At 67.6% G+C, this 24018-nt stretch carries 20 protein-coding genes; 10 read left to right on the top strand and 10 right to left on the bottom strand.

From position 1 onward, the window contains the following. Window positions 1-184: 184 nt before the first annotated feature. From ACYVN4_RS42275 to ACYVN4_RS42265, 3 genes are read left to right on the top strand one after another with little or no spacing between them, the layout of a single operon-like run. Window positions 185-919, top strand: coding sequence for a rhomboid-like protein (locus ACYVN4_RS42275; protein WP_460729423.1), 735 nt, complete (start codon window positions 185-187; stop codon window positions 917-919). Between the two features lie 23 nt (window positions 920-942). Beyond that, on the top strand, window positions 943-1620 hold the full coding sequence (nucS, locus tag ACYVN4_RS42270) for an endonuclease NucS (RefSeq protein WP_460729422.1): 678 nt from the start codon (window positions 943-945) through the stop codon (window positions 1618-1620). 9 nt (window positions 1621-1629) lie between these two features. Further along, window positions 1630-1935: an ATP/GTP-binding protein gene (locus ACYVN4_RS42265; protein ID WP_460729420.1), complete on the top strand. Its 306-nt coding sequence runs from the start codon at window positions 1630-1632 to the stop codon at window positions 1933-1935. Between the two features lie 267 nt (window positions 1936-2202). On the opposite strand, the gene ACYVN4_RS42260 is transcribed toward ACYVN4_RS42265, so the two are convergent. Both ACYVN4_RS42260 and mce read right to left on the bottom strand, forming a co-directional pair. Continuing rightward, window positions 2203-3171, bottom strand: a complete 969-nt coding sequence (locus ACYVN4_RS42260; protein WP_379358247.1) for a coiled-coil domain-containing protein — start codon at window positions 3169-3171, stop codon at window positions 2203-2205. Window positions 3172-3257: 86 nt separating this feature from the next. Further along, window positions 3258-3686, bottom strand: a complete 429-nt coding sequence (gene mce, locus ACYVN4_RS42255; RefSeq protein ID WP_460729438.1) for a methylmalonyl-CoA epimerase — start codon at window positions 3684-3686, stop codon at window positions 3258-3260. Window positions 3687-3867: 181 nt separating this feature from the next. Between mce and ACYVN4_RS42250 the strand changes: the two genes are divergently transcribed. The 3 genes from ACYVN4_RS42250 to ACYVN4_RS42240 all read left to right on the top strand — a co-directional run bounded on the left by ACYVN4_RS42250 (window position 3868) and on the right by ACYVN4_RS42240 (window position 6589). Further along, window positions 3868-5052 (top strand): acetyl-CoA C-acetyltransferase, encoded by a 1185-nt coding sequence (locus ACYVN4_RS42250; RefSeq protein WP_460729417.1) that lies wholly within the window; start codon window positions 3868-3870, stop codon window positions 5050-5052. Window positions 5053-5301: 249 nt separating this feature from the next. Next, on the top strand, window positions 5302-5673 hold the full coding sequence (locus ACYVN4_RS42245) for a DUF3817 domain-containing protein (protein ID WP_460729415.1): 372 nt from the start codon (window positions 5302-5304) through the stop codon (window positions 5671-5673). Window positions 5674-5731: 58 nt separating this feature from the next. Next, on the top strand, window positions 5732-6589 hold the full coding sequence (locus ACYVN4_RS42240; protein WP_460729436.1) for a tetratricopeptide repeat protein: 858 nt from the start codon (window positions 5732-5734) through the stop codon (window positions 6587-6589). A gap of 71 nt (window positions 6590-6660) precedes the next feature. On the opposite strand, the gene ACYVN4_RS42235 is transcribed toward ACYVN4_RS42240, so the two are convergent. Beyond that, window positions 6661-8022 carry a TrpB-like pyridoxal phosphate-dependent enzyme gene (locus ACYVN4_RS42235; RefSeq protein WP_460729413.1) on the bottom strand — a complete coding sequence of 454 codons (1362 nt, stop codon included), beginning with the start codon at window positions 8020-8022 and terminating at the stop codon, window positions 6661-6663. Window positions 8023-8142: 120 nt separating this feature from the next. Here ACYVN4_RS42235 and ACYVN4_RS42230 point away from each other — a divergent pair, with 120 nt between their 5' ends. Further along, the gene (locus tag ACYVN4_RS42230) at window positions 8143-8763 is read left to right on the top strand and encodes a TIGR03086 family metal-binding protein (RefSeq protein ID WP_460729412.1); all 621 of its coding nucleotides are present in this window, start codon (window positions 8143-8145) and stop codon (window positions 8761-8763) included. A gap of 50 nt (window positions 8764-8813) precedes the next feature. Here the strand turns inward: ACYVN4_RS42230 and ACYVN4_RS42225 are convergent, their stop codons facing one another. From ACYVN4_RS42225 to ACYVN4_RS42210, 4 genes are all read right to left on the bottom strand, one after another. Further along, on the bottom strand, window positions 8814-9026 hold the full coding sequence (locus tag ACYVN4_RS42225) for a hypothetical protein (protein WP_379358240.1): 213 nt from the start codon (window positions 9024-9026) through the stop codon (window positions 8814-8816). A 122-nt stretch (window positions 9027-9148) separates the two neighbouring features. Next, complete coding sequence (gene glgB / locus ACYVN4_RS42220; RefSeq protein ID WP_460729410.1) at window positions 9149-11320, bottom strand: 1,4-alpha-glucan branching protein GlgB; 2172 nt, start codon at window positions 11318-11320, stop codon at window positions 9149-9151. Continuing rightward, window positions 11317-13320 carry an alpha-1,4-glucan--maltose-1-phosphate maltosyltransferase gene (locus ACYVN4_RS42215; protein WP_460729408.1) on the bottom strand — a complete coding sequence of 668 codons (2004 nt, stop codon included), beginning with the start codon at window positions 13318-13320 and terminating at the stop codon, window positions 11317-11319. The genes glgB and ACYVN4_RS42215 overlap by 4 nt, the downstream gene beginning before the upstream one ends. Window positions 13321-13342: 22 nt before the next feature. Beyond that, window positions 13343-14002, bottom strand: coding sequence for a PaaI family thioesterase (locus ACYVN4_RS42210; RefSeq protein WP_460729406.1), 660 nt, complete (start codon window positions 14000-14002; stop codon window positions 13343-13345). Between the two features lie 91 nt (window positions 14003-14093). Here ACYVN4_RS42210 and glgP point away from each other — a divergent pair, with 91 nt between their 5' ends. Beyond that, entirely contained in the window at window positions 14094-16661 is a 2568-nt protein-coding gene (gene glgP, locus ACYVN4_RS42205) for an alpha-glucan family phosphorylase (RefSeq protein ID WP_460729404.1), read from the top strand. Window positions 16662-16675: 14 nt separating this feature from the next. Here glgP and ACYVN4_RS42200 read toward each other — a convergent pair whose 3' ends face one another. Further along, window positions 16676-18730, bottom strand: a complete 2055-nt coding sequence (locus ACYVN4_RS42200; protein ID WP_460729402.1) for an AMP-binding protein — start codon at window positions 18728-18730, stop codon at window positions 16676-16678. Window positions 18731-19001: 271 nt separating this feature from the next. On the opposite strand from ACYVN4_RS42200, the gene ACYVN4_RS42195 reads away from it, so the two are divergent. Together ACYVN4_RS42195 and ACYVN4_RS42190 are read left to right on the top strand one after the other, a co-directional pair. Next, window positions 19002-20369: an NCS2 family permease gene (locus ACYVN4_RS42195; protein ID WP_460729400.1), complete on the top strand. Its 1368-nt coding sequence runs from the start codon at window positions 19002-19004 to the stop codon at window positions 20367-20369. Between the two features lie 144 nt (window positions 20370-20513). Beyond that, window positions 20514-21041 (top strand): DoxX family protein, encoded by a 528-nt coding sequence (locus tag ACYVN4_RS42190; protein WP_460729398.1) that lies wholly within the window; start codon window positions 20514-20516, stop codon window positions 21039-21041. A gap of 164 nt (window positions 21042-21205) precedes the next feature. Here the strand turns inward: ACYVN4_RS42190 and ACYVN4_RS42185 are convergent, their stop codons facing one another. Together ACYVN4_RS42185 and ACYVN4_RS42180 are read right to left on the bottom strand one after the other, a co-directional pair. Then, the gene (locus ACYVN4_RS42185) at window positions 21206-23257 is read right to left on the bottom strand and encodes an ATP-dependent DNA helicase (protein ID WP_460729396.1); all 2052 of its coding nucleotides are present in this window, start codon (window positions 23255-23257) and stop codon (window positions 21206-21208) included. 90 nt (window positions 23258-23347) lie between these two features. After that, entirely contained in the window at window positions 23348-23917 is a 570-nt protein-coding gene (locus tag ACYVN4_RS42180) for an isochorismatase family protein (protein WP_460729394.1), read from the bottom strand. Window positions 23918-24018 lie beyond the last annotated feature (101 nt).

Genomic DNA, 24018 nt, shown 5'->3' with positions numbered 1-24018 from the left:
ACTGCACTCGACAGGGTGTGGGAGAGTAGGACACCGCCGGAACATCATTCGCGAAACCCCCGACCTTCTGGTCGGGGGTTTCTGCGTATCCGGATACTTTCGTGTATCCCGGGTACATACCTAGATATATGGATCCACAGAAAGCTCACAGCGGACCGGCAGTTCCGTCTGGGATGGAACGACAATGATCGACAGCATGGTCCTCGAGGCAGCACCCGCCCCTCCGGCAGTCACCCGCCGGCGGTTTCGGCTGGGCGCGTTCTGGCTGCCCGCGACCTACAGCTATGTCGGCCTGCTGACGCTGGTCGCCGTGGCCCTCACCATGGTGAGCGCCAAGTCCGAGTCGCGAATCGTGCTGCATGCCAGCACGAATCTGCACAACCTGGCCAAGGGCCGCCTGGGCACGTTGTTCTCCAGCGCCTTCCTGGTGGGTGAGGGCGCGGCGACGGTCTTCATCATCGTCCCGCTGCTGGCCTGCCTGCTGGCCTTGGCGGAGCGCCGTTTCGGCGCGGTGAAGTTGGTGCACACCTTCTTCATCGGCCATATCGGCGCGACCGTCCTGGTGGCCGTCGGCCTGTGGGTGGCGGTGGCCTCGCATGTGATCCCCAGCAGTATCACCACCGTCGAGGACGTGGGTGTCAGCTACGGCGCGATGGCGGTGGTCGGCGCGCTGATCGCGGTGCTGCCGCCGCATCGCAGGTTCGTCTGGGCGGCAAGCTGGCTCACGCTGGCGCTGGGCGGCGTGCTGGTGTGGCACACCTTCACGAATGTCGGGCATTTCCTGGCGCTGTGCCTGGGCCTGGGTATCGGCCGGCTGATGATTCGCCGCCAGGTGGCCCCGTTGCACCCGTTCAACTGGCCGGATTGGGTACTGCTGGCGGGTGGTTCGCTTTTCGCCTGCCTGATGCTGTTGGGTTGAATCGCGCTTACTAGACTCGACCGGTGCGCCTTGTGATTGCTCGATGCCAGGTCGATTACGTTGGCCGTCTGACCGCCCACCTCCCCATGGCCCGTCGTCTGCTGATGATGAAGGCCGACGGTTCGGTGCTGGTCCATTCCGACGGCGGCTCCTACAAGCCGCTGAACTGGATGAGTCCGCCGTGCTGGCTGGAGGAGCGCGAAACCGACTCGGAGACAAGTCAACTCTGGGTGGTCACCAACAAGGCCGGTGAGGAACTCCGCATCACGGTGGAGGACATCGAGCTGGATTCCAAGCATGAGCTCGGCGTGGATCCCGGCCTGGTGAAGGACGGCGTGGAGGCGCATCTGCAGGCGCTGCTGGCCGAGCACATCGAAACCCTCGGCCCCGGTTACACATTGATCCGCCGCGAGTACATGACCGCGATCGGCCCGGTCGACATCCTGTGCCGGGATGCGGACGGCTCGACCGTGGCCGTGGAGATCAAGCGCCGCGGTGAGATCGACGGTGTCGAACAGCTGACCCGCTACCTCGAACTGCTCAACCGCGACCCGCTGCTGGCTCCGGTGGCCGGCGTCTTCGCCGCCCAGCAGATCAAGCCGCAGGCGAAGACGCTCGCCAACGATCGCGGTATCCGTTGCCTGACGCTGGATTACGATGCCCTGCGCGGCACGGAGTCCGACGAATTCCGCCTGTTCTAACCTCGAACCATGCCCCGTCGGAAACCCCGTCCCAAGGACTCCGCGCGTTCCCACCAGGAGCCGCGGCCCGTCGGCGATGTCTTCGGCCGCACCGAGCACGGCCCGGGAACCGACGAGACGTTCATCGTCCGCACGGTCCCCGGCACCCGCGCCACCAAGCCCTACCGCTGCCCCGGCTGCGACCAGATCATCCCGCCCGGCACCCCGCACATCGTGGCCTGGGCTGCCCACGACGGCGAGGACGACCGCCGCCACTGGCACACCGGCTGCTGGAAGGGCCGCAACACCCGAACCATCACCCGCCGCTGGTCCTGACCCCCGGTGCGGGAGTGGTATGCCGGGCATCCGGAGAACTCGGGTGGGCGGCGCACCATGTCGTTGCGACACAGTACAAGTCGGACGGATCGGTCCTCAGCACCATGTCCAGGGACGTGAACGTCGCTACGTTGCCGGGGCAGTCGACGAGCTGCGGGAGTGCCGGGCTGCCGTTCGGGTCCTGAGCGGGTCGGAGCAATAAGGAAGGCCGCTTCCGGATCTGGAAGCGGCCTTCGAACGGCTTCGGGTTGTCGCCCGGTTGATGAATTAGCTGGAGACGTCGGCGTTTTCGCGCTCGTCGACGTAGTCGTCGTCATCGCGGGCATCGGAGATGGCCTTGCGACCGCCCTTGAGGGAGCGTTGTTCCGGTGCGCCATCCAGCAGTTCGCTTTCGCGGTTGACGGCGGCGAGCATGGCCGGCACCGAATCGAGCTGGCCGCGGATGCCGAGCAGCTGGGCCAGGACGCGGCCGCGGAGGACGCGCATTTCCTCGGCAAGTTCCTTGGCGTGCGCGATCTTTCGATCGGCGGTGTTGGTCGCCGAGGTGATGAGGCGGTTGGCCTCGTCGGTGGCGTCCTTGATGCGCTGGGCGGCCTCGGCGCGCGAGGTGGCCTCGAGCTCCTCCATGGCGCGGGTCAGCTTGGTGCGACGCTCGGCCATGGTGACCTCGAAGTCCTGCTGCGTCGCCTTGCGCTTGGCGTCGGACTCCTTGGTGAGGCGGTCGGCCTCGGCATTGGCCGCTTCGACGATCTTCGCCGACTCGGAACGGGCATTGGCGAGAGTCTGCTCGAATTCGATTTCGAGCGCTTCGCGCTTCTCTTTGGTTTCAGAGAGGAGCGATTCGTACTTCCCACGCATTTCGGTCGCCTGCTGTTCGGCGATCGAGATCATCTCCGCGGCCTCGGCCTGGGCCTGCGCGCGCACCTCGGAAGCCTCGTCGGAGGCCAGGCGCAGCATGCGGGAGATGCGATCGGACATGCCTTCGGCGGTGGTCGGCGGCACCGAAAGCCGGTCGACCTCCTTACGGAGCTCGTCGATCTCGTCCCGGGCGTCCTCCAGCTGGGCCGCCAGGTTGCGGGCCTGGGCTGCGGCGGCATCGCGATCGGTAGCGGTGACCCTTAGCTCGGCATCGAAACGGTCGAAGTAGTTACGCACCTCGTCACGGTCATAGCCCTTCCGCACAACGGTAAAGGGCAGTGCAACGAAGCGATTACGATCGGGCTCAGTGGACGACATGACCCACAAACTACAGCGTGACGACCACTGATGGTGACCCGACCGCGAATGTTGTTACAGCCTCTTTAGGGGGCCGGAACCCGGTACTAGTGGGTAGTTTTCGCCGCCGGTTCGACGAGTTCCACCAGCACACCGCCAGCATCCTTGGGGTGGATGAAATTGATGCGGGAACCGGCGGTTCCGCCGCGCGGCTCGGCGTACAGCAAACGCAAGCCCCGTTCACGAAGTTGCGCGGAAACCGCCTCGACATCGGTGACCCGATACGCGAGCTGCTGCAGGCCAGGCCCGTTTCGATCGATGAACTTCGCGATCGTCGACTCCTCGTTCAGCGGAGCCAGCAACTGCAGAGCAACCGACCCCGTCGGCGTGCCGGGCACGGACAGCATGGCCTCGTGCACGCCCTGCGCCGCATTGATCTCGCGATGCGTCTCGACCATGCCGAGATTGTCCCGGTACCAAGCGACCGCCGAATCGAGATCCGGCACAGCGATACCCACATGATCGACGGCGACGATGTATTCGGACGGGATGAATTCGGTGCTCGTTGACGGCACCGCCGTCGTGTTCTCGGTGTTGCTCACCCCACGAAGGTAGCGCGCACCCACATACCCTCGCCGAAGTGCTGCGAGTTACCGTGGAGTACTGCTCCGATGGTTGGCGGAGCGGCACCCATACGACGTAAGCGAGGCCCTCATCGTGTCCACCACCTCCGTCATCGTCTCCGGCGCGCGCACCCCGGTCGGCCGACTGCTCGGTTCGCTGAAGGACTTCAGCGGCTCGGATCTGGGCGGGATCGCCATCAAGGCGGCGCTGGAGAAGGGTGGGGTCGCGCCCGAGCAGGTCGATTACGTGATCATGGGCCAGGTGCTCACCGCGGGCGCCGGCCAGATCCCGGCGCGGCAGGCCGCCGTGGCCGCGGGCATTCCGATGGATGTCCCGGCGCTCACCATCAACAAGGTGTGTTTGTCCGGTATCAATGCAATTGCGCTGGCGGATCAGCTGATTCGCGCCGGTGAGTACGAGATCGTGGTCGCCGGTGGCACCGAGTCCATGTCCCAGGCCCCGCACCTGCTCGAGCGCAGCCGCGAGGGCTACAAGTACGGCGACGTGAACCTGCGCGACAGCATGGCCTACGACGGCCTCTACGACATCTTCACCGACCAGCCGATGGGCGCACTCACCGAGCAGCGCAACGACGTCGAGCCGATCAGCCGCGAGGACCAGGACGCCTTCGCCGCCGCCTCGCACCAGAAGGCCGCTGCCGCTTGGAAGAACGGCGTCTTCGCCGACGAGGTCACCCCGGTCTCCATCCCGCAGCGCAAGGGTGACCCGATCGTCTTCGCCCAGGACGAGGGCATCCGCGCCGACACCACCGCCGACTCGCTGGGCAAGCTGCGCCCCGCCTTCCGCAAGGACGGCACCATCACCGCGGGTTCCGCCTCGCAGATCTCCGACGGCGCGGCCGCGGTCATCGTGATGTCCAAGGCGAAGGCCGAGGCGCTCGGCCTGAGCTGGATCGCCGAGATCGGCGCGGCCGGTGTGGTCGCGGGCCCCGACTCGACCCTGCAGGACCAGCCGGCCAATGCCATCGCGAAAGCCTGTGCCAAGGAGGGCATTTCGCCCACCGATCTGGACCTGGTCGAGATCAACGAGGCCTTCGCCGCGGTCGGCATCGCCTCGACCCGCAAGCTGGGCATCGACGCCGACAAGGTGAACGTCAACGGCGGCGCCATCTCCATCGGCCACCCGCTCGGCATGTCCGGCGCCCGCATCGTGCTGCACCTCGCCCTCGAACTGAAGCGCCGCGGCGGCGGCGTCGGCGCGGCCGCCCTGTGCGGTGGTGGCGGCCAGGGCGACGCCCTCATCATCCGCGTGCAGTAAGCGGATTCAGCTATGAATGAACGGCCCCGGCTCGAAAAGAGCCGGGGCCGTTCGGCTTTGGGTCGCGCGCGGCTCGGTGCTCGGGGATTGGCAGCGCAGGGGCTTGGTCGTGGGGGTTTGGGGGCGGAGCCCCCGAAATCTCTTCGTGGGGGTTTGGGGGCTTGCCCCCAAGAATCCTCCCCACCCGCAGAAAGCGGGTGTGACCAGCTCCACTACGGAGCGTCGTAGCCGTGCGGCAGAATAGACCGCATGGGTGACTTGTTCGACCTGTCTACGGTCGCGAAGCGTGTGCGGTTCTTCGGTCTGCTGGAAGTGCCGTCCTGGGTGCTGCTGTTCATCGGCTCGGCGCTCAAGCGCGCGGATGCGATCGGCATTGCCGATCAGCCGATCAAGTGGCCGGTGATGGTGTTCGGCATGCTGCACGGCATCGTCTTCCTGGCTTACGCCATCAACTGCCTGTTGGCCTCACGCGAATTCGAATGGCCCGGCAAGACCACGGGTCTCGCCCTGCTGTCGTCCGTGGTGCCGTTCACCTCGGTGTGGTTCGAGCGCTGGGCGATCAACTCCGGTCAGCTGGGGGAACTGAGCGCAGCCGCGGCACCCGCCGCCGCGCGTTCGTGACAAACTGGATGTCGTGACTCGACCCGCACGCCGTCCCTCAGCCGCCGCAGCCGCCGCCATGTCGGGCGCGGTTGACCTGTCCGCCCTCAAGCAGCCCGCCGCTTCCGCCGCGGATGTTCCGGGTGATCACGCCGTCACCGAGGCCAATTTCGAGGAGCGAGTGCTGCGGCGCTCCACCCAGGTGCCGGTGGTGGTGGCGCTGTACTCGCAGCGCAGCCCGGGCAGCATCGATCTGGTGAAGCTGCTCGAGAAGCTGGTCGCGCAGGGCGGCGGTGACTGGGATCTGGCCACCGTCGAGGCCGAGGCCAATATGCGCATCGCGCAGGCCTTCGGCGTGCAGGGCATTCCGACCGTGGTGGCCGTGGCCGCCGGTCAGCCGCTGGCCGACTTCACCGGCAATCAGCCCGAGGAGCAGGTCACCCAGTGGATCGCCGCCGTGCTCGACGCGGTGCGCGGCAAGCTCCCCGGTGTCGGTGCGGGTGAGGCCGACGAGCCCGAGGTCCCCGAGGACCCGCGCTTCGTCGCCGCCGAAGAGGCCTTGGAGAACGGCGATTTCGACGCCGCCATCACCGCCTACCAGGCCATCCTGACCGCCGAGCCGAACAATGCGGAAGCCAAGGCCGCCCTGCGTCAGGTCCAATTCCTTTCTCGCGTCCAGGAACTCGACCCGGCCGCCACCGCCAAGGCCGACGCCGACCCGTCCGACCTGGACGCCGCGATCGCCGCCGCCGACCTGGACATGTTCAACCAGCAGCCGGAAGCCTCCTTCGACCGTCTCATCGCCCAGGTCAAGCGCACCGCCGGGGACGACCGCACCCGCGTCCGCACCCACCTGCTGGAACTCTTCGAACTCTTCGACCCCGCCGAGCCAATCGTCATGGCCGCCCGTCGCAAGCTCGCCGCGGCCCTGTACTGAGTTTCAAGATCAGGGAGTGCTCAGCGAGGAAATTCGGACAGAATTCCGCGCTGAGTGCTCCCTGATCTTGTTCAGACCTTGGGGAGGGCGGCGAGGGCGGCGTCGATGCGAGGCTGGGGGAGTTCGAAGTCGGGGATTTCGCCGGCGAGGTAGCGCTCGTAGGCGGTCATGTCGAAGTGGCCGTGGCCGCACAGGGCCGTGAGGAGGACCTTCTCCTCGCCGGACTGCGTGCAGCGGTTCGCCTCTTCGATGACTGCCGCCAGTGCATGCGAGGGTTCCGGGGCGGGGAGGATGCCCTCGGTCTTGGCGAATAGGACTGCCGCCGCGAAGCATTCGCGCTGCTGCTTGGCGATCGCCTCGAACAGGCCGAGCTCGTACATGTGCGACAGCAGCGGGGACATGCCGTGGTAGCGCAGCCCACCCGCGTGCACCGGGTCGGGGATGAAGTCGTGGCCCAGCGTGTGCATCTTCATGAGCGGGGTGAAGCCCGCGGTGTCGCCGAAGTCGTAGGCGTAGATGCCCCTCGTGAACGACGGGCAGGCGGCGGGCTCGACGGCGCGGATGACGGGATCGGCTCGGCCCGCGAGCTTTTCGCGCAGGAACGGCAGGAACAGCCCCGCGAAGTTGGAGCCGCCGCCGGTGCAGCCGACGATCAGGTCGGGCAGGCGTTCCCCGGCCGATGCGAACTGTTTCAACGCTTCCTCGCCGATGACGGTCTGATGCAGCAGCACGTGATTGAGCACGCTGCCCAGTGCGTAGCGGGTGGTCGGATCGGCGGCGGCGACCTCGACCGCCTCGCTGATGGCGATGCCCAGGCTGCCGGGCGAATCCGGGTGGTCGGCAAGGATTTTCGCGCCCGCGGCGGTGAGCGGGGACGGGCTGGCGTGCACGGTCGCACCCCAGGTCTGCATGAGGGTGCGCCGGTGCGGCTTCTGGTCGTAGGAGGCGCGGACCATCCACACCTCGCAGTCGATGCCGTACTGCGCGCAGGCGAAGGCGAGCGCGCTGCCCCACTGGCCCGCGCCGGTCTCGGTGGTGAGGCGGCGGGTGCCCTCGGCGGCGTTGTAGAACGCTTGCGGCACAGCGGTATTCGGCTTGTGCGAACCGGCGGGTGAAACCCCCTCGTATTTGTAATAGATGTGCGCGGGCGTGCCGAGTGCCTTCTCCAGTCGTCGTGCCCGGAACAGCGGCGTCGGCCGCCACAGCCGGTACACGTCGATGACCTCGTCCGGGATGTCGAGGTAGCGCTCGGCGCTGACCTCCTGCCGGATGAGTTCCATCGGGAACAGCGGGGCGAGATCGTCGGGCCCGACCGGCTGTCCGGTGCCGGGATGCAGGGGAGGCGGAGGTGGAGCGGGGAGGTCCGGGATGACGTTGTACCAGCGCCGGGGGATCTCGGATTCGTCCAGTGTGATTTTTGTGCGCTCGTCCACGGGAGGCCTCCCGGCTAGATCGGCTGTCTGTCCAGGGTGCGCTCGAGAACAGACCGGTGGTGTCGAATTCGCCGGATTTCCCTCTGTTGCTCGACGGCTCCAGTTAGTAAGCTGGCGCGTATGATAAGCACGTACGAACAATTGCTGGCGTCGGGATCCGAGCTTCTCTCGTTCGACGCCCGGGCGGTCCGCACCAGCATCGAGGTGGTGGCAGACTTGACCGCCGCCGATCTGGAACGGCCTACGCCCTGTGTGGGATGGAATCTTCGAGACCTGTTGGAGCACTGCATTGTTCAGCACCACGGCTTCGCCGCGTCCGCGCGTGGTGAGGATGATCTGGCGCTATGGAAGCCGCAGCCGTTGAGCGATGATCCGGTCGCCGAGTACACGGCGGCGGCCGAGGGGGTGCTGGCGGCGTTCGCGGAGCCGGGTGTGCTGGAACGGCAGTTCCCGTTGCCGGAGATCCAGGGCGGCATCGTGATTCCCGCGCCGCTGGCCATCAGTTTTCACTTCATCGACTACATCGTGCACACCTGGGATCTCGCCCGCGCGCTCGGCAAGACCGTCGAATTCGACGACGATCTCCTCGCGGCGGGTCTGCCGGTGGCCGAGGCGGTGCCGCAGGGCGAGCACCGTGAGCAGCCGGGTTCGTCGTTCGCCCCGGTCGTGGACGCTCCGGAGGCGTCCGGGCTGGATCGGATTCTCGCGGTCCTGGGTCGTTCGCCCGCCTGGCCGGAGTAACCGAAGCCCGCGGTTCCCCACACTCCCCGCAGGGTGGGGAACCGGTGGTGCTACTTGGCGGGTCCGGCCTTATCGCTGCCGGTGAAGATGTCGGACAGGCTCTTCACGATCTGGGAGGATCCGGTGCCGGTCGGGTCCGGTTCGCCGGGCGCGATGATCGGCGTGGCGCTGACGTGATCGTCAGCGGCAGCGATGCCCGCGCCCGCGGTCAGGATTCCGGCCGCGGCCGCACCGATGAGGGCGAAGGTTCCCAGCTTCTTCATGCAGATTCATTCCTTCGGTGTAGATGGCAATTCGGTTGCGACGCCGCTGGTTCCAGTCGTACCCGCTTCCATTCGGAAATGGTTGACCTTGATTTCCCTGCCCCGATCGCTGGGGGCAGGGTTCAGTCGTGCGCGGCGGGCGGGGTTGTCGACAACCAGAGGGCGCTGTGCGGCGCGAGAGTCAGGACCGCGGAGATCGGTCGGCCGTGCCACGGCACCGGCTCTGCGGAGATTGCCTCCGCGCGGCCGATTCCACTGCCGCCGTAGGCGAGGGCATCGGTATCGAGTACCTCGTACCACGAATCCGGTTCGGGCCCCGGCAATCCGATGCGGTAGTCGTCGTGGCGGCGGCCCGAGAAGTTGTAGACGCAGGCCAGGATCGATCCGTCGGTGCCGTAGCGCAGGAACGACAGCACATTGTTGTCGCGGTCGTCGGCGTCGATCCAGGCGTACCCGCCGGGCGAGGTGTCCTGGCTCCACAGCGCGGGGGAGGCCACGTAGAGCCGGTTGAGATCGCCGACCAGGGTCTGAATGCCTTGGTGCAGTGGGTTTTCCAGTTCGTGCCAGTCGAGGCCGCGATCGTGGTCCCATTCCCGGAACTGCCCGAACTCCTGGCCCATGAACAACAGCTGCTTGCCCGGATGCGCCCACATGTAGGCCAGCAGCGCCCGCACCCCGCTCGCCTTGGTGAAATCGTCACCGGGCATGCGGGTCCACAGCGTGCCCTTGCCGTAGACCACCTCGTCGTGGCTGATGGGCAGCACGTAGTTCTCGCTCCAGGCATAGGTCAGCGAGAAGGTGACCTCGTTGTGGTGCCAGGTCCGGTACACCGGGTCGTGGGCGAGATACCCGAGCGTGTCGTGCATCCAGCCCATGTTCCATTTCATGGTGAAGCCGAGACCGCCGACGTCGGTGGTGCGGGTGACGCCGGGCCAGGTGGTGGACTCCTCGGCAATGGTCAGGACGCCCGGATGGTGTTTGTGGACGGTCGCGTTCATCTCCTGCAGGAACGACACGGCCTCCAGGTTCTCGCGGCCGCCGTGAATGTTCGGCTCCCAGTCGGGGCGCGAGTAGTCCAGGTAGAGCATGGCGGCGACGGCGTCCACGCGCAGGCCGTCGAGGTGGAACTCCTCGATCCAATACAGGGCGTTGGCGACCAGGAAATTGCGGACCTCGTGGCGGCCGAAGTTGAAAACGTAGGTGCCCCAGTCGAGTTGTTCGCCGCGACGCGGGTCGGAGTGCTCGTAGAGGGCGGTGCCGTCGAATCTGGCCAGCGCCCATTCGTCGCGCGGGAAATGCGCGGGCACCCAGTCGAGCAGTACGCCGATTCCGTTGCGGTGCAGGTGATCCACCAAATACCGGAAGTCGTCGGGGGAACCGAAGCGGGCGGTCGGTGCATAGTAGGAGGTGACCTGGTAACCCCAGGAACCACCGAACGGATGCTCGGCGACCGGCAGTAGCTCGACATGGGTGAAGCCCTGGGCGACAACGTATTCGGCGAGCTGCTCGGCGATCTCGCGATAGCCGAGCCCGGGCCGCCACGAACCCAGGTGCACCTCGTAGACGCTGACGGGTGCGCGCAGTGGATCGGTGGCGGTGCGACGGCGCAGCCAATCCCCGTCGCCCCAGGTGTATTCGCTGGCGGTGATCACCGACGCGGTCGCGGGCGGCACTTCGGTGGCGAAGGCCATCGGGTCGGCGTGATCGACGGTGCGGCCGTCGGCTCCGTGCACGCGGTACTTGTAGAGCGCCCCCGGGCCGAGGCCGGGCACGAACAGCTCCCAGATCCCGGAATCGCCGAGTTTCCGCATGGGCGCGGTGTTTCCGCTCCAGCCGTCGAAGTCGCCGATCACCGCGACGCCGCGCGCATTGGGGGCCCAGACCGCGAAGGCGGTGCCGGTCACCTCGCCGTCGAGGGTCGGGTAGCGGCGCGGGTGTGCGCCCAGCACGTCCCAGAGTCGTTCGTGGCGGCCCTCGCCGAGCAGATGTAGGTCGATGTCGCCGAGGGTGGGCAGGAAGCGGTAGCCGTCCGCGTCCACCACCGTGCGCCCGCCGGGATAGGAGGTGACGATGCGGTAGTCCCACAGCTCCGGGAACGGGACGACCACCTCGAAGACGCCGTGTTCGGTATGGGCCAGTGGATGATCCACCCCGCCGATCCGGGCCGCGACCGTCTCCGCGTGCGGCCGCAGCACCCGGATGATCGTCCCGTCCGGATGCGGGTGCGCGCCCAGCACGGTGTGCGGATCGGGATGCGTGCCCGCCGCCAGCAGCAGGAGGTCGCGTCTGTTCATCGGAAAGATCTGCGATGCGCGAGTTCGGTGCGCGCGGCGGCCGGGACCGGCGGCAGCGCGAGAATGTGCGCCACCGCGCGCGCCGGGTCCAGGCGCACGTAATTGCTCTGGCCCCAGTGGTATTCCTCGCCGCTGATCTCGTCGTACACCACCGGCCGGTCGTGCCATTCGCGGCCGATCGCGGGCAGATCCAGTGAGACGTGGCCCTGCTGTGCGCCGAACGGATCGAGGTTCACCACCACCAGCACCGCGTCACCGGTGGTCGGGTCGAGCTTCGAGAATGCCAGCAGCGCATCGTTGTCCACGGCATGGAAGTGGATGCAGCGCACCTGCTGCAGCGCCGGATGCGCGCGCCGGATCTCGTTGAGCCGAGTCAGCCACGGCTCCAGGGATTCCCCGCGCGCGGCCGCCTCGGCAAAGCGCCGCGGCCGCAGCTGGTACTTCTCCGAATCCAGGTATTCCTCGCTGCCCTGCTGCGCCGCCTGATGCTCGAACAGCTCGAATCCGGAGTACACGCCCCAACTGGGGCCGAGGGTGGCCGCGAGCACCGCGCGGATCGCGAACATGCCCGGCCCGCCGTGCTGCAGACTCTCGTGCAGGATGTCGGGCGTGTTCACGAACAGATTGGCGCGCGCCTCATCGGCCTTGGCGGCCAATTCCCTGCCGAATTCCTCGATTTCGTGTTTGTGGACGCGCCAGGTGAAATACGTATAGGACTGCGTGAATCCGCGCCGCGCCAATCCGTACATGCGGGCCGGGCGGGTGAATGCCTCGGACAGGAAAATAATGTCCGGGTGTTTCCGGTGCACGGCGGCGATCAGCCATTCCCAGAAATCCGCGGGTTTGGTGTGCGGATTGTCGACCCGGAATATGGTGACGCCCAACCCGATCCAATGCCGCACCACCCGCAGTACCTCGGCGTAGAGCCCGTCGGGATCGTCGTCGAAATTCAACGGATAGATGTCCTGATACTTCTTCGGCGGATTCTCCGCGAAGGCGATGGTGCCGTCCGGCAGCGTGGTGAACCATTCCGGATGCGTGATCACCCACGGATGGTCCGGTGCGCACTGCAGCGCCAGATCCAGCGCCACCTCCATGCCCAGTTCCCGTGCCGCCGCGACGAAATCGAGGAAGTCGGCCTCGGTGCCCAGCAGCGGGTGAATGGCGTCGTGGCCGCCCTCGGCCGAGCCGATGGCCCATGGCGAGCCCACATCCGTCGGCCCGGCCGTCAGGGAATTGTTGGGCCCCTTGCGATTCACCGTCCCGATCGGGTGGATCGGCGGCAGGTACACCACGTCGAACCCCATGGCGGCAATGCGTGGCAGTTCCTTGGCAGCGGTGGCGAAGCTGCCGTGCACGGGCACGCCGTCGGCGTCCCAGCCGCCGGTCGAGCGCGGGAAGAATTCGTACCAGGCCCCGTACAGCGCACGCTGCCGCTCGACCTGGACGATGTGCAGCGGGCCGTGAGTCACCAACTCGCGCAGGGGTGTTGCCCGCAGGATCGCGCTCACCTCGGCGCTGAACGCCGCGGCCACCCGGGCCGGCAGTTGCGCGTCGCTGCGCAGCGCGGCGGCAGCGTCGCGCAGGATCTCCCACTGCTGCCGGGGCACCGCCTGCGCGGCCCGATCCAGCAGGCGCGCGCCGAGCTCCAGATCATTGGCCAGATCGGCGGCGCTCTGCCCGACCGCGAGCTTGGCCTCGACACCGGAGCGCCAGGTGGCGATGGGATCGCCCCAGCCCTCGATCCGGAAGGTCCAGCGACCGGGCTTGCCGGGGGTGAAGACAGCGTTGAATACGTCCGGCTCGTATTCCGGCGTCATGCGAATGCGCTGTGTGCGAGCCGAACCCGGGCCGCGCACCGCGAGCGTGGCGGCGACCGCTTCGTGGCCCTCGCGCCAGACCACCGCGCGCACCGGGATCACCTCGCCGACCACGGCCTTGGACGGCCGGCCGCCGGGAATCGCGGGGGCGGTGTCATCGATTGCGATGCGGCCGGTCACGCCCCCGAACTTACCGGAGTGACTACTGCTGGCCCGGCTTGAGGAGTACGAACAGGCCGTGCGCCTCGGCGCAGAGCCGGTCGCCGTCGTGCAGGGTGGCACGCACGAACACCTTGCGGCCCTCCTGCCGCTCGACCCAGCCGTGCACCTGCAGCTCGGTGTTCAACGGCGTGATCGCGCGGTAGTCGACGTGCAGGAAGGCGGTGCGGGTGGCCTGCTTGGTGTAGATGGCCGCGGTCATGCCGAGTAGATCGTCGAAGCCGAGCGCGATGTGGCCGCCGTGCGCGGCGGCATTGCCGCCCAGATGGAAGGTGCGGAAGGTGATGCGCGCCCGCACTCCTTCCTTGCTCGCGGAGTCGACCAGGAACGGCGGCAGCGTGATGTTGCCGCGCGAGGGCAGGTCGTTGCGATGCCAGGACGGCGCGTTCCACTCGTCGACCTGCGCCTCGTCGAGCTTGGCGTTGAGCTCCTTCAGCATGGCGATGGCATCGAGAGCTTGCGCGTCGGACGGGTCGGCCAGCCGCACCCGGTCCATCAGCCCGCGCACCTGGTCGATGAACTCCCCGTAGTGGACGCCGCCTCGGGTGTTGTCGCGCCCCAGCTCTCGGATCGGCCGGAAGCCACCCTCGTGATGCTCCTGGGTGGGCTGGTCCTCGACCGCCTCGATCTGCTGCTCGCTCATATGAAACACGTTATCGGTTGCTTAGCGCTTGCTCACGTCGGGGCGGTGTTAGTGAGCTGCGGCAACACCTCCACAGGTAGGGTCTACAGGGGTGAAGGCACTGCGTCGATTCACCGTTCGCGCCCATTTGCCGGAGCGGCTCACGGCACTGACCGAGCTCGCGACCAATCTGCGTTGGTCTTGGCATGGGCCCACCCAGGACGTTTTCGCCGAGCTGGATCCGCGGCTGTGGGTCGAGGTCGGGCACGATCCGGTGCGGATGCTCGGCGAGGTTCCGGCCGCGCGGCTCGACGAGCTGGCGGGGGACGACGCCTACACGCGGCGGGTCGATGCGGCAGCGGCGGACCTGAGTGATTACCTGGCCCGGCCGCGCTGGTTCCAGAAGCAGCAGCGCGGACCGCGCGGAATCGCCTACTTCTCCATGGAATTCGGCGTCACCGAGGTACTGCCGAACTATTCGGGCGGCCTCGGAATTCTCGCGGGCGACCACCTGAAAGCCGCGTCGGATCTCGGCTTGCCGCTCATCGGCGTCGGATTGCTGTATCGCTCCGGCTATTTCCGGCAGTCGCTGACCGCCGACGGCTGGCAGGCCGAGCACTACCCGGCACTCGATCCGATGGGTCTGCCGCTGCGCATGCTCACCGAAGGCGGTGCGCCGGTGTTGATTCACGTGGCCATGCCCGAAGGCAGGGTGCTGCGGGCCCGGGTATGGATCGCCCAGGTCGGCCGGATTCCCTTGCTGCTCTTGGACTCCGATATCGCCGAGAACGATCCGGAACTGCGGGCCGTCACCGACCGGCTCTACGGCGGCGACCAGGACCACCGCATCAAACAGGAGATCCTGGCCGGGATCGGCGGCGTACGGGCGGTACGCGCCTACACCCGCGCCAACGGGCTGCCGGACCCGGACGTCTTCCACATGAACGAGGGCCACGCCGGATTCCTCGGCATCGAGCGCATTCGCGAATACATGTCCGCCGGAATGGATTTCGACTCCGCGCTGACCGCGGTCCGGGCCGGGACGGTGTTCACCACCCACACCCCGGTGCCCGCCGGTATCGACCGCTTCGCCGGTGCACTGGTCCGCCGGTACTTCGGCGGCGCGCACGGCGAGCGGGAATCGCTGGTGCTGCCCGGTGTTTCGGTGGACCGCATCCTGGCCATGGGTCGTGAGGCCGACCCCTCGGTGTTCAACATGGCCCACCTCGGACTGCGACTCGCCCAGCGCGCCAACGGTGTTTCGAAACTGCACGGCGAGGTCAGCCGCGCCATGTTCGCGCCGCTGTGGCCCGGCTTCGACACCGCCGAGGTGCCGATCGGCTCGATCACCAACGGCGTCCACGCACCCACCTGGGCGGCGCGCGAATGGATCGACAAGGCCCGCGAACTCATCGGCGACGAACTCGTCGAGGAGGCCCGCGGCTGGGAACGCCTCTGCGATGTGGACCTGCGCGAACTGTGGTCCACCCGGAACGCCCTGCGCGGCATCCTGGTCGACGAGGTGCGCCGCCGCGTGCACGCCTCCTGGCTCGAGCGCGGGGCCGCCCCGGCCGAACTCGGCTGGATCGACGAGGTTTTCGACCCGAACGTGCTGACCGTCGGCTTCGCCCGCCGCGTCCCCACCTACAAGCGGCTCACCCTGATGTTGCGCGATCCCGAACGCCTGCGCGCCATGCTGCTGGATCCCGAGCATCCGGTGCAGCTGGTAGTGGCGGGCAAATCCCATCCCGCCGACGACGGCGGCAAGGCGCTCATCCAGCAGATCGTGCGCTTCGCCGACGACCCGGCCGTGCGGCATCGCATCGTCTTCCTGCCCGACTACGACATGTCCATGGCCCGCTACCTGTACTGGGGTTGCGATGTCTGGCTCAACAATCCGCTGCGCCCGCTGGAGGCGTGCGGCACCTCCGGCATGAAGTCCGCGCTCAACGGTGGCCTCAACCTGTCCATCCGGGACGGCTGGTGGGACGAGATGTACGACGGTGAGAACGGCTGGGCCATCCCCACCGCCGACGGCGTGCGCGACGACCATCGCCGCGACGACCTGGAAGCCTCGGCGCTCTACGAACTGCTGGAACGTGCGGTGCTGCCGCGCTTCTACGACCGCGACCACGACGGGCTGCCGGTGCGGTGGATGGAGATGGTCCGCCACACGCTGCAGACCCTCGGCCCGAAGGTGCTGGCGTCGCGCATGGTTCGCGACTACGCCGTCGACTACTACGCGCCCGCCGCCGCGGCCTTCGGTGCGGTGTCGGCCGACGACTTCAAGGGTGCGCAAGAGCTGTCGGTGTATCGCCGTCGCATCGAATCCGCTTGGCCCGGTGTGAAAGTCCTGCAGGTGGACAGCTCCGGCCTGCCGGATATCCCGGTGATCGGCGCGGAACTCGCGCTGCGTGCCCGCATCGATCTGGCCGGACTCACTCCCGCCGACGTGAGTGTGCAGGCGGTGCTCGGCCGGGTCTCACCCACCGACGACCTCACCGACACCCACAGCTTCCCGATGCGGCATCACGGAACCGATTCCGGGGCAGAGGTTTTCACCATCTCCACCCCGGTCCCGATTTCCGGCGCGGTCGGCTACACGATTCGCATCCTGCCGCATCATCCGCTGCTGGCCTCCGACGCCGAACTCGGCCTGATCGCTACTCCCAGCCCGTAGCGATCAGGCGCGAATCAGGCGGGCGCGATGAGCGTCCGCTTGAGGACCTTGCCGGTCGGGTTGCGCGGCAAGGAATCCAGGAAGGTGACATCGCGCGGCACCGAGAAGCGGCTGACCCGGTGGCGGATGTAGTTGCGCACCATGTCCGAGTCCAGCCCGGAACCGGGCCGCTTGACCACGAAAGCGGCCAGGCGCTGGCCGAATTCGTGATCCGGGACGCCGACCACCGCCACCTCCGACACCTGCGGGAGATGCGAGAGCGCCTCCTCCACCGCCCGCGGGAAGACGTTCTCGCCGCCGGAGATGATCATCTCGTCATCGCGCCCGGCCACGAACAGCTTGCCCGCCGCGTCCAGGAAACCGACATCGCCGGTGTCGAGCATGCCGTCGGCCTCGTCCGGCGGGGTGGCGTCGGTGTAGCCGTCGAAGAGCATGTGATTGCCGACGAAGATGCGCCCCGTCGCGCCGACCGGCACCGGCCGCCGATCCGCGCCCAGCACACCGAGTTTCGTGCCCAGCGGCGGCCGCCCCGCCGTGGTGGGAGACATGCGCAGATCCGCCGGATCGGCGATCGACGCCCACGACACCTCGGTGGAGCCGTACACGTTGTAGAGGATGTCGCCGTAGGTCTCCAGGAACTTCAGCACCGTCGCACCCGCCAGCGGCGCCCCGCAACTGGCCACGATGCGCAGGCTCGACAGGTCGTAGCGGGCGCGAACATGGGTGGGCAGGTCCAGGATTCGGTTCACCATGATCGGCACCACGATCAGCGCCGTCACCTTGTGCTCGGCGATGCGGCGCAGACAGTCCTCGGCGTCGAAGCGGTCACCCAGCAGCACCGTGGCCCGGATGGCGGTGGAGATCTGCAGCGCGCCCAGACCCCAGGTGTGGAACAGCGGGGCCGGGATGAACATGGTCTCGTTGGTGCCGAACGGAATTCGCGACAGCAGCGCCGCCACCGTCCCGAAACCCTTGGGGTGCGGGCGGCGTGCGCCCTTGGGCGTCCCGCTGGTCCCCGAGGTGAGCACCACCAACCGCCCCGGCCGCGGCGGCTTGCGCGGCGGCTCCTGCCGCATGGCGATCAATTCCTCGATGGTGGTGCGGCCCGGATCCGGCGGGATGTCGTCGCTGGTGAAGCGGGGCAGCTCGGTGGGCAGATACCGCACCAGATGCTCGAACTCGCTGTCCACGAACAGGGCCGAGAGTTGATGGCGCGCCACGATCTCCTCGACCTGACGCGCGGGCAGGCCGGTGTTGAGCAGCACCGCGTCCGCGCCCGACTTGCCCGCCGCCACCATGCACTCGACCATGCCGGTGTGGTTGCGGCACAGCAGCCCGATCGCGGTGCCCGGACCGAAGCCGAGCGCGGTGAACGCGCCCGCCAATGCGCTGGTGCGCGCATGCAATTGATCGAAGGTGCTGGCGTACCGGTCGTCGATGACGGCCGGGCGCTGCGGTGAGTGCGCGGCCGCGGCCGCATACCCGCCACCCAGGCTGAAGCCCCACTTGGCCAGCCCGCCGATCTGTTTGAGCCCGACATCGGGCCGGTAGGTGCGCACCACGCCGGAGGCCACCATCTGCTTGACCACCCCGGCCTGCAGCTTCATCGGCGAGTCCTCGCCATTGACGATGAGCGAGCTAGGGGTGCCCGCGATCAGATCGCCGGCCCGCTTGAGCCCGGCCTGCGTCCAGGAGACCACCGAGGAGTTGGGGAGTTGGGCCAGGACCGGATGTATCTGTCCGGCCTTGAAATACGTGACATAGACCCGGGTCCGCTCACCGTCGCCGCGCAGCCGGAGCGCGACGAAGCTGCCGTGATCGGGGCAGTGCAGCTCGAAGCCCTCGCCGGGCTTGGTGATGTGCAATTGCACGCGCAGCACCTGGATATCGATGCCGTGGCCACCGACTCGCAGGAGCAGGGTCGGATGGGTGTCGACGGTGTCGAGTTGTTCGCACGCGCCGATTCCGGAAAATAGCCGGGGGTAGGTCTGCGGGTCGAGCAGCACATCCCAGATCGCTTTGCGGGGGGCCGCGAACTCCGCGACCGCGTCGATGACATCGGTAACCACTGGCGTACTACTTCTGCCTGGCCGGTTCCCCTGAAAACCCCCGGCTGATTACGTATTTGTAACGTCCCAGACAGTAAGGGTCAAGAGGCTTAAATTACCGGCCAGTAATTATTTGAATAGCCCGATAATTGCGCAGGTAAGGCCGCTGAAAGAAGGCTCTGGCGGGTGCAGTAGCTCACGATTCGCCGGGTCGGTTCATGTGGGGACATACAGAACCAGTACGGTGCCCAGGGCAACCTTTGTACCTTCCTCCGACTGGAGACCTCCACACATGACCACCGACGTCCTCACGCGCACCAAGGGGCGCGTCGACGCGTACTTCGGCATCAGCGAACACGGATCTACGTTCCGGCGCGAGCTCATGGCCGGAACCGTGACCTTCCTGGCCATGTCCTACGTGCTCGCCGTGAACCCGCGCATCCTGGGCGACGGCCCGGCCGGCGACCTGCACGAGAAGGGCATGCCGCTGCAGGCGGTGTTCACCGCGACCGCCATCGCCGCCATCTTCGGCACCCTGGTCATGGGCCTGTGGGCCAAGTACCCGGTGGCGCTCGCGCCCGGCATGGGCCTCAACGCCTTCTTCGCCTACACCGTCGTGCTGCACATGGGCATCCCGTGGCAGGAAGCGCTCTCGGGCACCTTGCTCTCCGGTGTCATCTTCTTCGTGCTGGCCGTCACCAAGGTCCGCGAGAAGATCATCGAGGCCATCCCCATGCAGATGAAGCTCGCCGTCGGCGCGGGCATCGGCATGTTCGTGGCCTTCCTGGGGCTCAAGAGCGCGGGCATCGTGACCGCCGACCCGAATACCTTTGTGCACCTGGGCAACTTCCACCACGGCACCACCCTGCTGGCGCTGTTCGGCCTGGTCGTGACCGTCGTGTTCCTGGTGCTGGGCTGGCACGGCGCGGTGCTCTACGGCATTCTCTGCACCACCGTGCTGGGCATCGTCACCGGTCTGGTCAAGCTGCCCAGTTCGGTCGCGGCCATGCCGCACGGGCTGGATCAGACCTTCGGCCAGGCCATCATTCACCTGCCCGACGCCTTCACCGGGAAAATGGTGGTGGTCGTGCTGACCATGCTGTTCGTCGACTTCTTCGACGCCTCCGGCACGCTGATCGGCGTCGCCAATCAGGCCGGGCTGCTGAGCAAGGACGGCAAGCTCGAGCGCGCGGGCAAGGCGCTGGCCGCCGACTCGGTCGGCACCGCCGCGGGCGCGATCATCGGCACCTCGTCCACCACCGCGTATGTCGAATCCACCGCGGGCGTTTCGGCGGGCGGCCGGACCGGGCTGACCGCGGTCGCCACGGCGGGCTGGTTCCTGGTCGCCCTGTTCTTCTTCCCGATCTTCGCCACCTTCGCCGACGTCTCGGCGGTGACCGCCCCGGCGCTCATCGTGGTGGGTGTGCTGATGGCGCGCGCGCTGGGCGAGATCGACTGGAGCAAGCTGGAATACGCGGTCCCGGCGTTCATTACCGTGATCATGATGCCGCTGACCTACTCGATCGCCAACGGCATCGCCATGGGTCTGCTGTTCTATCCGATCGTCATGGTGGCCAAGCGCCGCGCCAAGGAGATCCACCCGATCATGTGGGTGCTCATGGCGATCTTCCTCTACTACTTCTGGTTCCTGGCGAAGTAACGTCCGGGAGCTGCGAAACGCGGGCGCGAGGCTGGAATAGCCTCGCGCCCGCTGTCGTTGGGGACCTCCTGTAGGCTCAAAGCGGACCACGGTCCGGTTGAAATCGCCCCAGAGCCGTAAGACCCGAGAGACGAGGAACCCGACATGACCGCAATCCTGAACGCCGCCAGCGCGCGCGAGACCACCGCTACCGCCACCGGCGTCACGGGCACCGATGTCGGCCTGCTCGTCGCCCGCGTGGGCTTCGGCGGCCTGCTGGCCGTGCACGGCACTCAGAAGCTGTTCGGCTGGTTCAACGGCTACGGCCTGGACGCCACCGGGCAGGCCTTCGGGGGCATGGGCTACGACCCCGGCAAGTTCTTCGCGACCCTCGCGGGCCTGAGCGAGATCACCGGCGGTCTGCTGCTGGTGTTCGGTTTGCTGACTCCGCTGGCCGCGGCGATCGCGTTGGGCACCATGCTGAATGCCATCAACGCCACCCGGGGCGGCGGCTTCGCGATGTGGGAGCTGCCCGCGGTCTACGCGATCGCGTCGGTGACGTTCGCCTTCGCGGGACCGGGTCGCCTCGCCCTCGACCACGGCCGCCCGTGGCAGCGTCAGGGTCTGGTGTGGGGTGCGGCGGCGGTGCTGCTGGCCGTGGTGGCCGCGCTCGTCACGCTCGCGGTGAAATAGGGCGAAAGCCCTGGAAGTTTGAGTGTCCCCGCGCCGCGTGCAGGGCTTGGCGCGGGGACAACGGACACATCCGATGTGGGAATTGGGGGGTTCACCGGAGTATCGAAAGCCAATTTAGTTCCGATCAGAAGTAGAAACCACCCCTGTGACTGTTCTCACAAACGTCATTTCATTTGTGCGACACTATTTGTCAGTCTTTCGAGAGCTTTTGTCACAACTTGGGGATCGGACGTTTCCCAATAGGGCGGCAAAGATGCTCGGAGATAACCGCCGTAGCGTGCCGTGGCGAGTCGCGAATCCAGAATTGCGATAACACCGCGATCATCCACACTGCGCAGCAAACGGCCCGTTCCCTGTGCTAGCAGCAGCGCCGCGTGATTGGCGGCGACCGACAGGAAGCCATTCCCACCACGCGATTCCACCGCGCGTTGCCGGGCCACCAGCAGTGGATCATCCGGCCGCGGGAACGGAATGCGGTCCAGGATCACCAGACTCAGCGACGGGCCCGGAACGTCCACGCCCTGCCACAGCGAAAGCGTCCCGAAGAGTGAGATTTCCGGGTCGTCGGCGAATTTGCGGACCAGGGCGCCGGTGGCGTCGTCACCCTGACACAGGATTGGCGTATCGAGGCGCTCACGCAGAATTTCGGTGGCCGCCTTGGCCGCTCGCATCGAGGAGAACAGGCCCAGCGTGCGCCCGCCCGCCGCGGTGATGAGCCGCTCGATCTCGTCCAGGTAGGCCTGCGGCAGCCCGTCGCGGCCCGGCGCGGGCAGATGCTTTGCCACGTACAGGATTCCGGACTTGGCGTGGTCGAACGGCGAACCGACGTCGACCGAATTCCAGTGCAGGGACTTCTCGTCCGACGGGGCCTCCTTGCCGGTGGCCAGCGCCGGATCCACGGTGGCCGCCGAGCGCGGCGGCAGGCCCCAGGTCACCGCCAGATTGTCGAAGGAGCCGCCGATCTGCAGGGTGGCCGAGGTCAAAACCACGGTGGCCGTACCGAACAGGCGGCTGCGCAGCAGACCGCCCACCGACAGCGGGGCCATGTGCAGCGTGCGGCGCGCCACCCCGCGCACGTCCTCCGACGCCAGCCAGATGACATCGCGGTGCGCGGCCGGGTCGGGCTCCTCGAAGGTGGTGAGCACGCGGACCGCCGCGTCGTGCACCTCCTCGACGGCCGCCAGCGCTTGATTGCGGGCCGCCGCGCCTTCCGGATCGCTCGCGGCCGAACTGCCGCCCTGCGGGGCCAGCGCGGTGCGCGCGTTCCAGGCGGCGTCGCGGATGAGAGCGAGCACCGGGGCCGCGCCGTCGGGCATGCGATCCCAGCGGCCGGGGTTCAGATCGTCCAGCAGGCCGTGCCACGCCTCCGCGGCGTTCTCGAGCCGGTCCACCTCGCGCTCGTCGATGAGCTTGGCGCAGCGCTTGGCCGCGGCGGAGATGGCGGCGGTGGACAGTTCCGCGGTGGCCACGCCGGTGACCCGGTCGACCAGTTCGTGCGCCTCGTCGATCACCACCACGTCGTGTTCGGGCAGCACCTGAATTCCGCTGATGGCGTCGATGGCCAGCAGCGCGTGATTGGTCACCACCACATCGGCCTGCCCGGATTCCGCGCGCGCCTTCTCCGCGAAGCAGTCCTGCCCGAACGCGCAGCGCGACTTGCCCAGGCATTCCCGCGAACTCACGCTCACCTGCCGCCAGGCCCGATCGCTCACGCCCGGGGTGAGCTCGTCACGATCACCGGTCTCGGTATCGGACACCCACTCGTTGAGGCGCTGGACCTCACGACCCAGCTTCGAGATCGCGAAGGCGTCGAACAGCTCCGCTTCCGGCTCCTCCGGAATCGCGCTATTGATCTTGTTGAGGCACAGATAGTTGTTGCGCCCCTTGAGAATCGCGAACTGCGCCACCCGGCCCAGCTGCGGGGCCAACGCCTCGGACAGGCGCGGCAGATCCCGATCCACCAGCTGCCGCTGCAAGGCGATCGTCGCCGTGGACACCACCACGGTCCGCCCGGTCCGCACCGAATGCCGCAAGCTCGGCACCAGGTACGCGAGCGACTTACCGGTCCCGGTCCCGGCCTGCACCGCAAGGTGCTCGCCGGTGTCGATGGAGTGCGCTACCGCCGCGGCCATCGTCTGCTGTCCCGACCGCTCCTTACCCCCCAACGCCTCGACAGCGGTGGCCAGCAACTTCGGTACGGGAGGCAGTTCGGGCACGGCGGCCAGATTACTGCGCCACGCTGACAAGCCCCGCGCAAACCTCGCCGCCCCGCCCGTCGGGACCGATTTCCGCCGATCGGGCGGTGGTTACTTCTCCAGGGTTCCGGCGAGTTCCACACCCGCCGCGCGCAGCTTGTCCAAAGCGGTGGCGAGGGTGGCGGGGGAGACGGCGGCGGTGAGGCCGAGCAGGACGCGGGTGTCGAAGCCCTCGGCGCGGGCGTCCAGGGCGGTGGCGCGGACGCAGTGGTCGGTGGCGATGCCGCAGACGTCGACGGCGGTGATGTCGCGGGCGCGCAGCCAATCGCCCAGGGTGGTCTCGCCGTCGGTGGCGGTGCCCTCGAAGCCCGAATAGGCCGCGGTGTAAGCGCCTTTGGAGAAGATCTCCTGGACGGGTTCGGTGTCGAGGGCGGGGTGGAAGTCCGCGCCCGGGGTGCCGACGCGGCAGTGCGGGGGCCAGGTGTCGACGTAGTCGGGGGTCGCGGAGAAGTGCGCGCCCGGGTCGATGTGGAAGTCGCGGGTGGCGACGACGGCGGTGTAGTCGGACACATCCAGGTATTCGGTGATGCGCTCGGCCACCGCCGCGCCGCCCGCGACGGCCAGCGATCCGCCCTCACAGAAATCGTTCTGCACATCGACGACGATCAGGGCTCGGCTCATGGGCTGACCTCCCGGAATCTGCTGATGAACCACGGCGGCATACCGCTCGTATTGCATTGTGCCGCCCGGCCGTCGGCCGGTCCACGCGGCACCCGATCCGT

The sequence above is a fragment of the Nocardia heshunensis genome, assembly GCF_054782115.1.
The sequence above is the reverse complement of the archived record's forward strand: the minus strand, read 5'-3'. Positions and strand labels throughout refer to the sequence as shown.

Bases quoted from the DNA above. Each gene is read 5' to 3' on its own strand.
- ACYVN4_RS42210 (WP_460729406.1), bottom strand. From the start codon at position 14,002: ATGAGCGAGCAGCAGATCGAGGCGGTCGAGGACCAGCCCACCCAGGAG.
- ACYVN4_RS42240 (WP_460729436.1), top strand. From the start codon at position 5,732: ATGTCGGGCGCGGTTGACCTGTCCGCCCTCAAGCAGCCCGCCGCTTCC.
- ACYVN4_RS42230 (WP_460729412.1), top strand. From the start codon at position 8,143: ATGATAAGCACGTACGAACAATTGCTGGCGTCGGGATCCGAGCTTCTC.
- ACYVN4_RS42265 (WP_460729420.1), top strand. From the start codon at position 1,630: ATGCCCCGTCGGAAACCCCGTCCCAAGGACTCCGCGCGTTCCCACCAG.
- ACYVN4_RS42190 (WP_460729398.1), top strand. From the start codon at position 20,514: ATGACCGCAATCCTGAACGCCGCCAGCGCGCGCGAGACCACCGCTACC.
- ACYVN4_RS42195 (WP_460729400.1), top strand. From the start codon at position 19,002: ATGACCACCGACGTCCTCACGCGCACCAAGGGGCGCGTCGACGCGTAC.
- ACYVN4_RS42275 (WP_460729423.1), top strand. From the start codon at position 185: ATGATCGACAGCATGGTCCTCGAGGCAGCACCCGCCCCTCCGGCAGTC.
- glgB (WP_460729410.1), bottom strand. From the start codon at position 11,320: ATGAACAGACGCGACCTCCTGCTGCTGGCGGCGGGCACGCATCCCGAT.
- ACYVN4_RS42180 (WP_460729394.1), bottom strand. From the start codon at position 23,917: ATGAGCCGAGCCCTGATCGTCGTCGATGTGCAGAACGATTTCTGTGAG.
- ACYVN4_RS42260 (WP_379358247.1), bottom strand. From the start codon at position 3,171: ATGTCGTCCACTGAGCCCGATCGTAATCGCTTCGTTGCACTGCCCTTT.
- ACYVN4_RS42225 (WP_379358240.1), bottom strand. From the start codon at position 9,026: ATGAAGAAGCTGGGAACCTTCGCCCTCATCGGTGCGGCCGCGGCCGGA.
- ACYVN4_RS42245 (WP_460729415.1), top strand. From the start codon at position 5,302: ATGGGTGACTTGTTCGACCTGTCTACGGTCGCGAAGCGTGTGCGGTTC.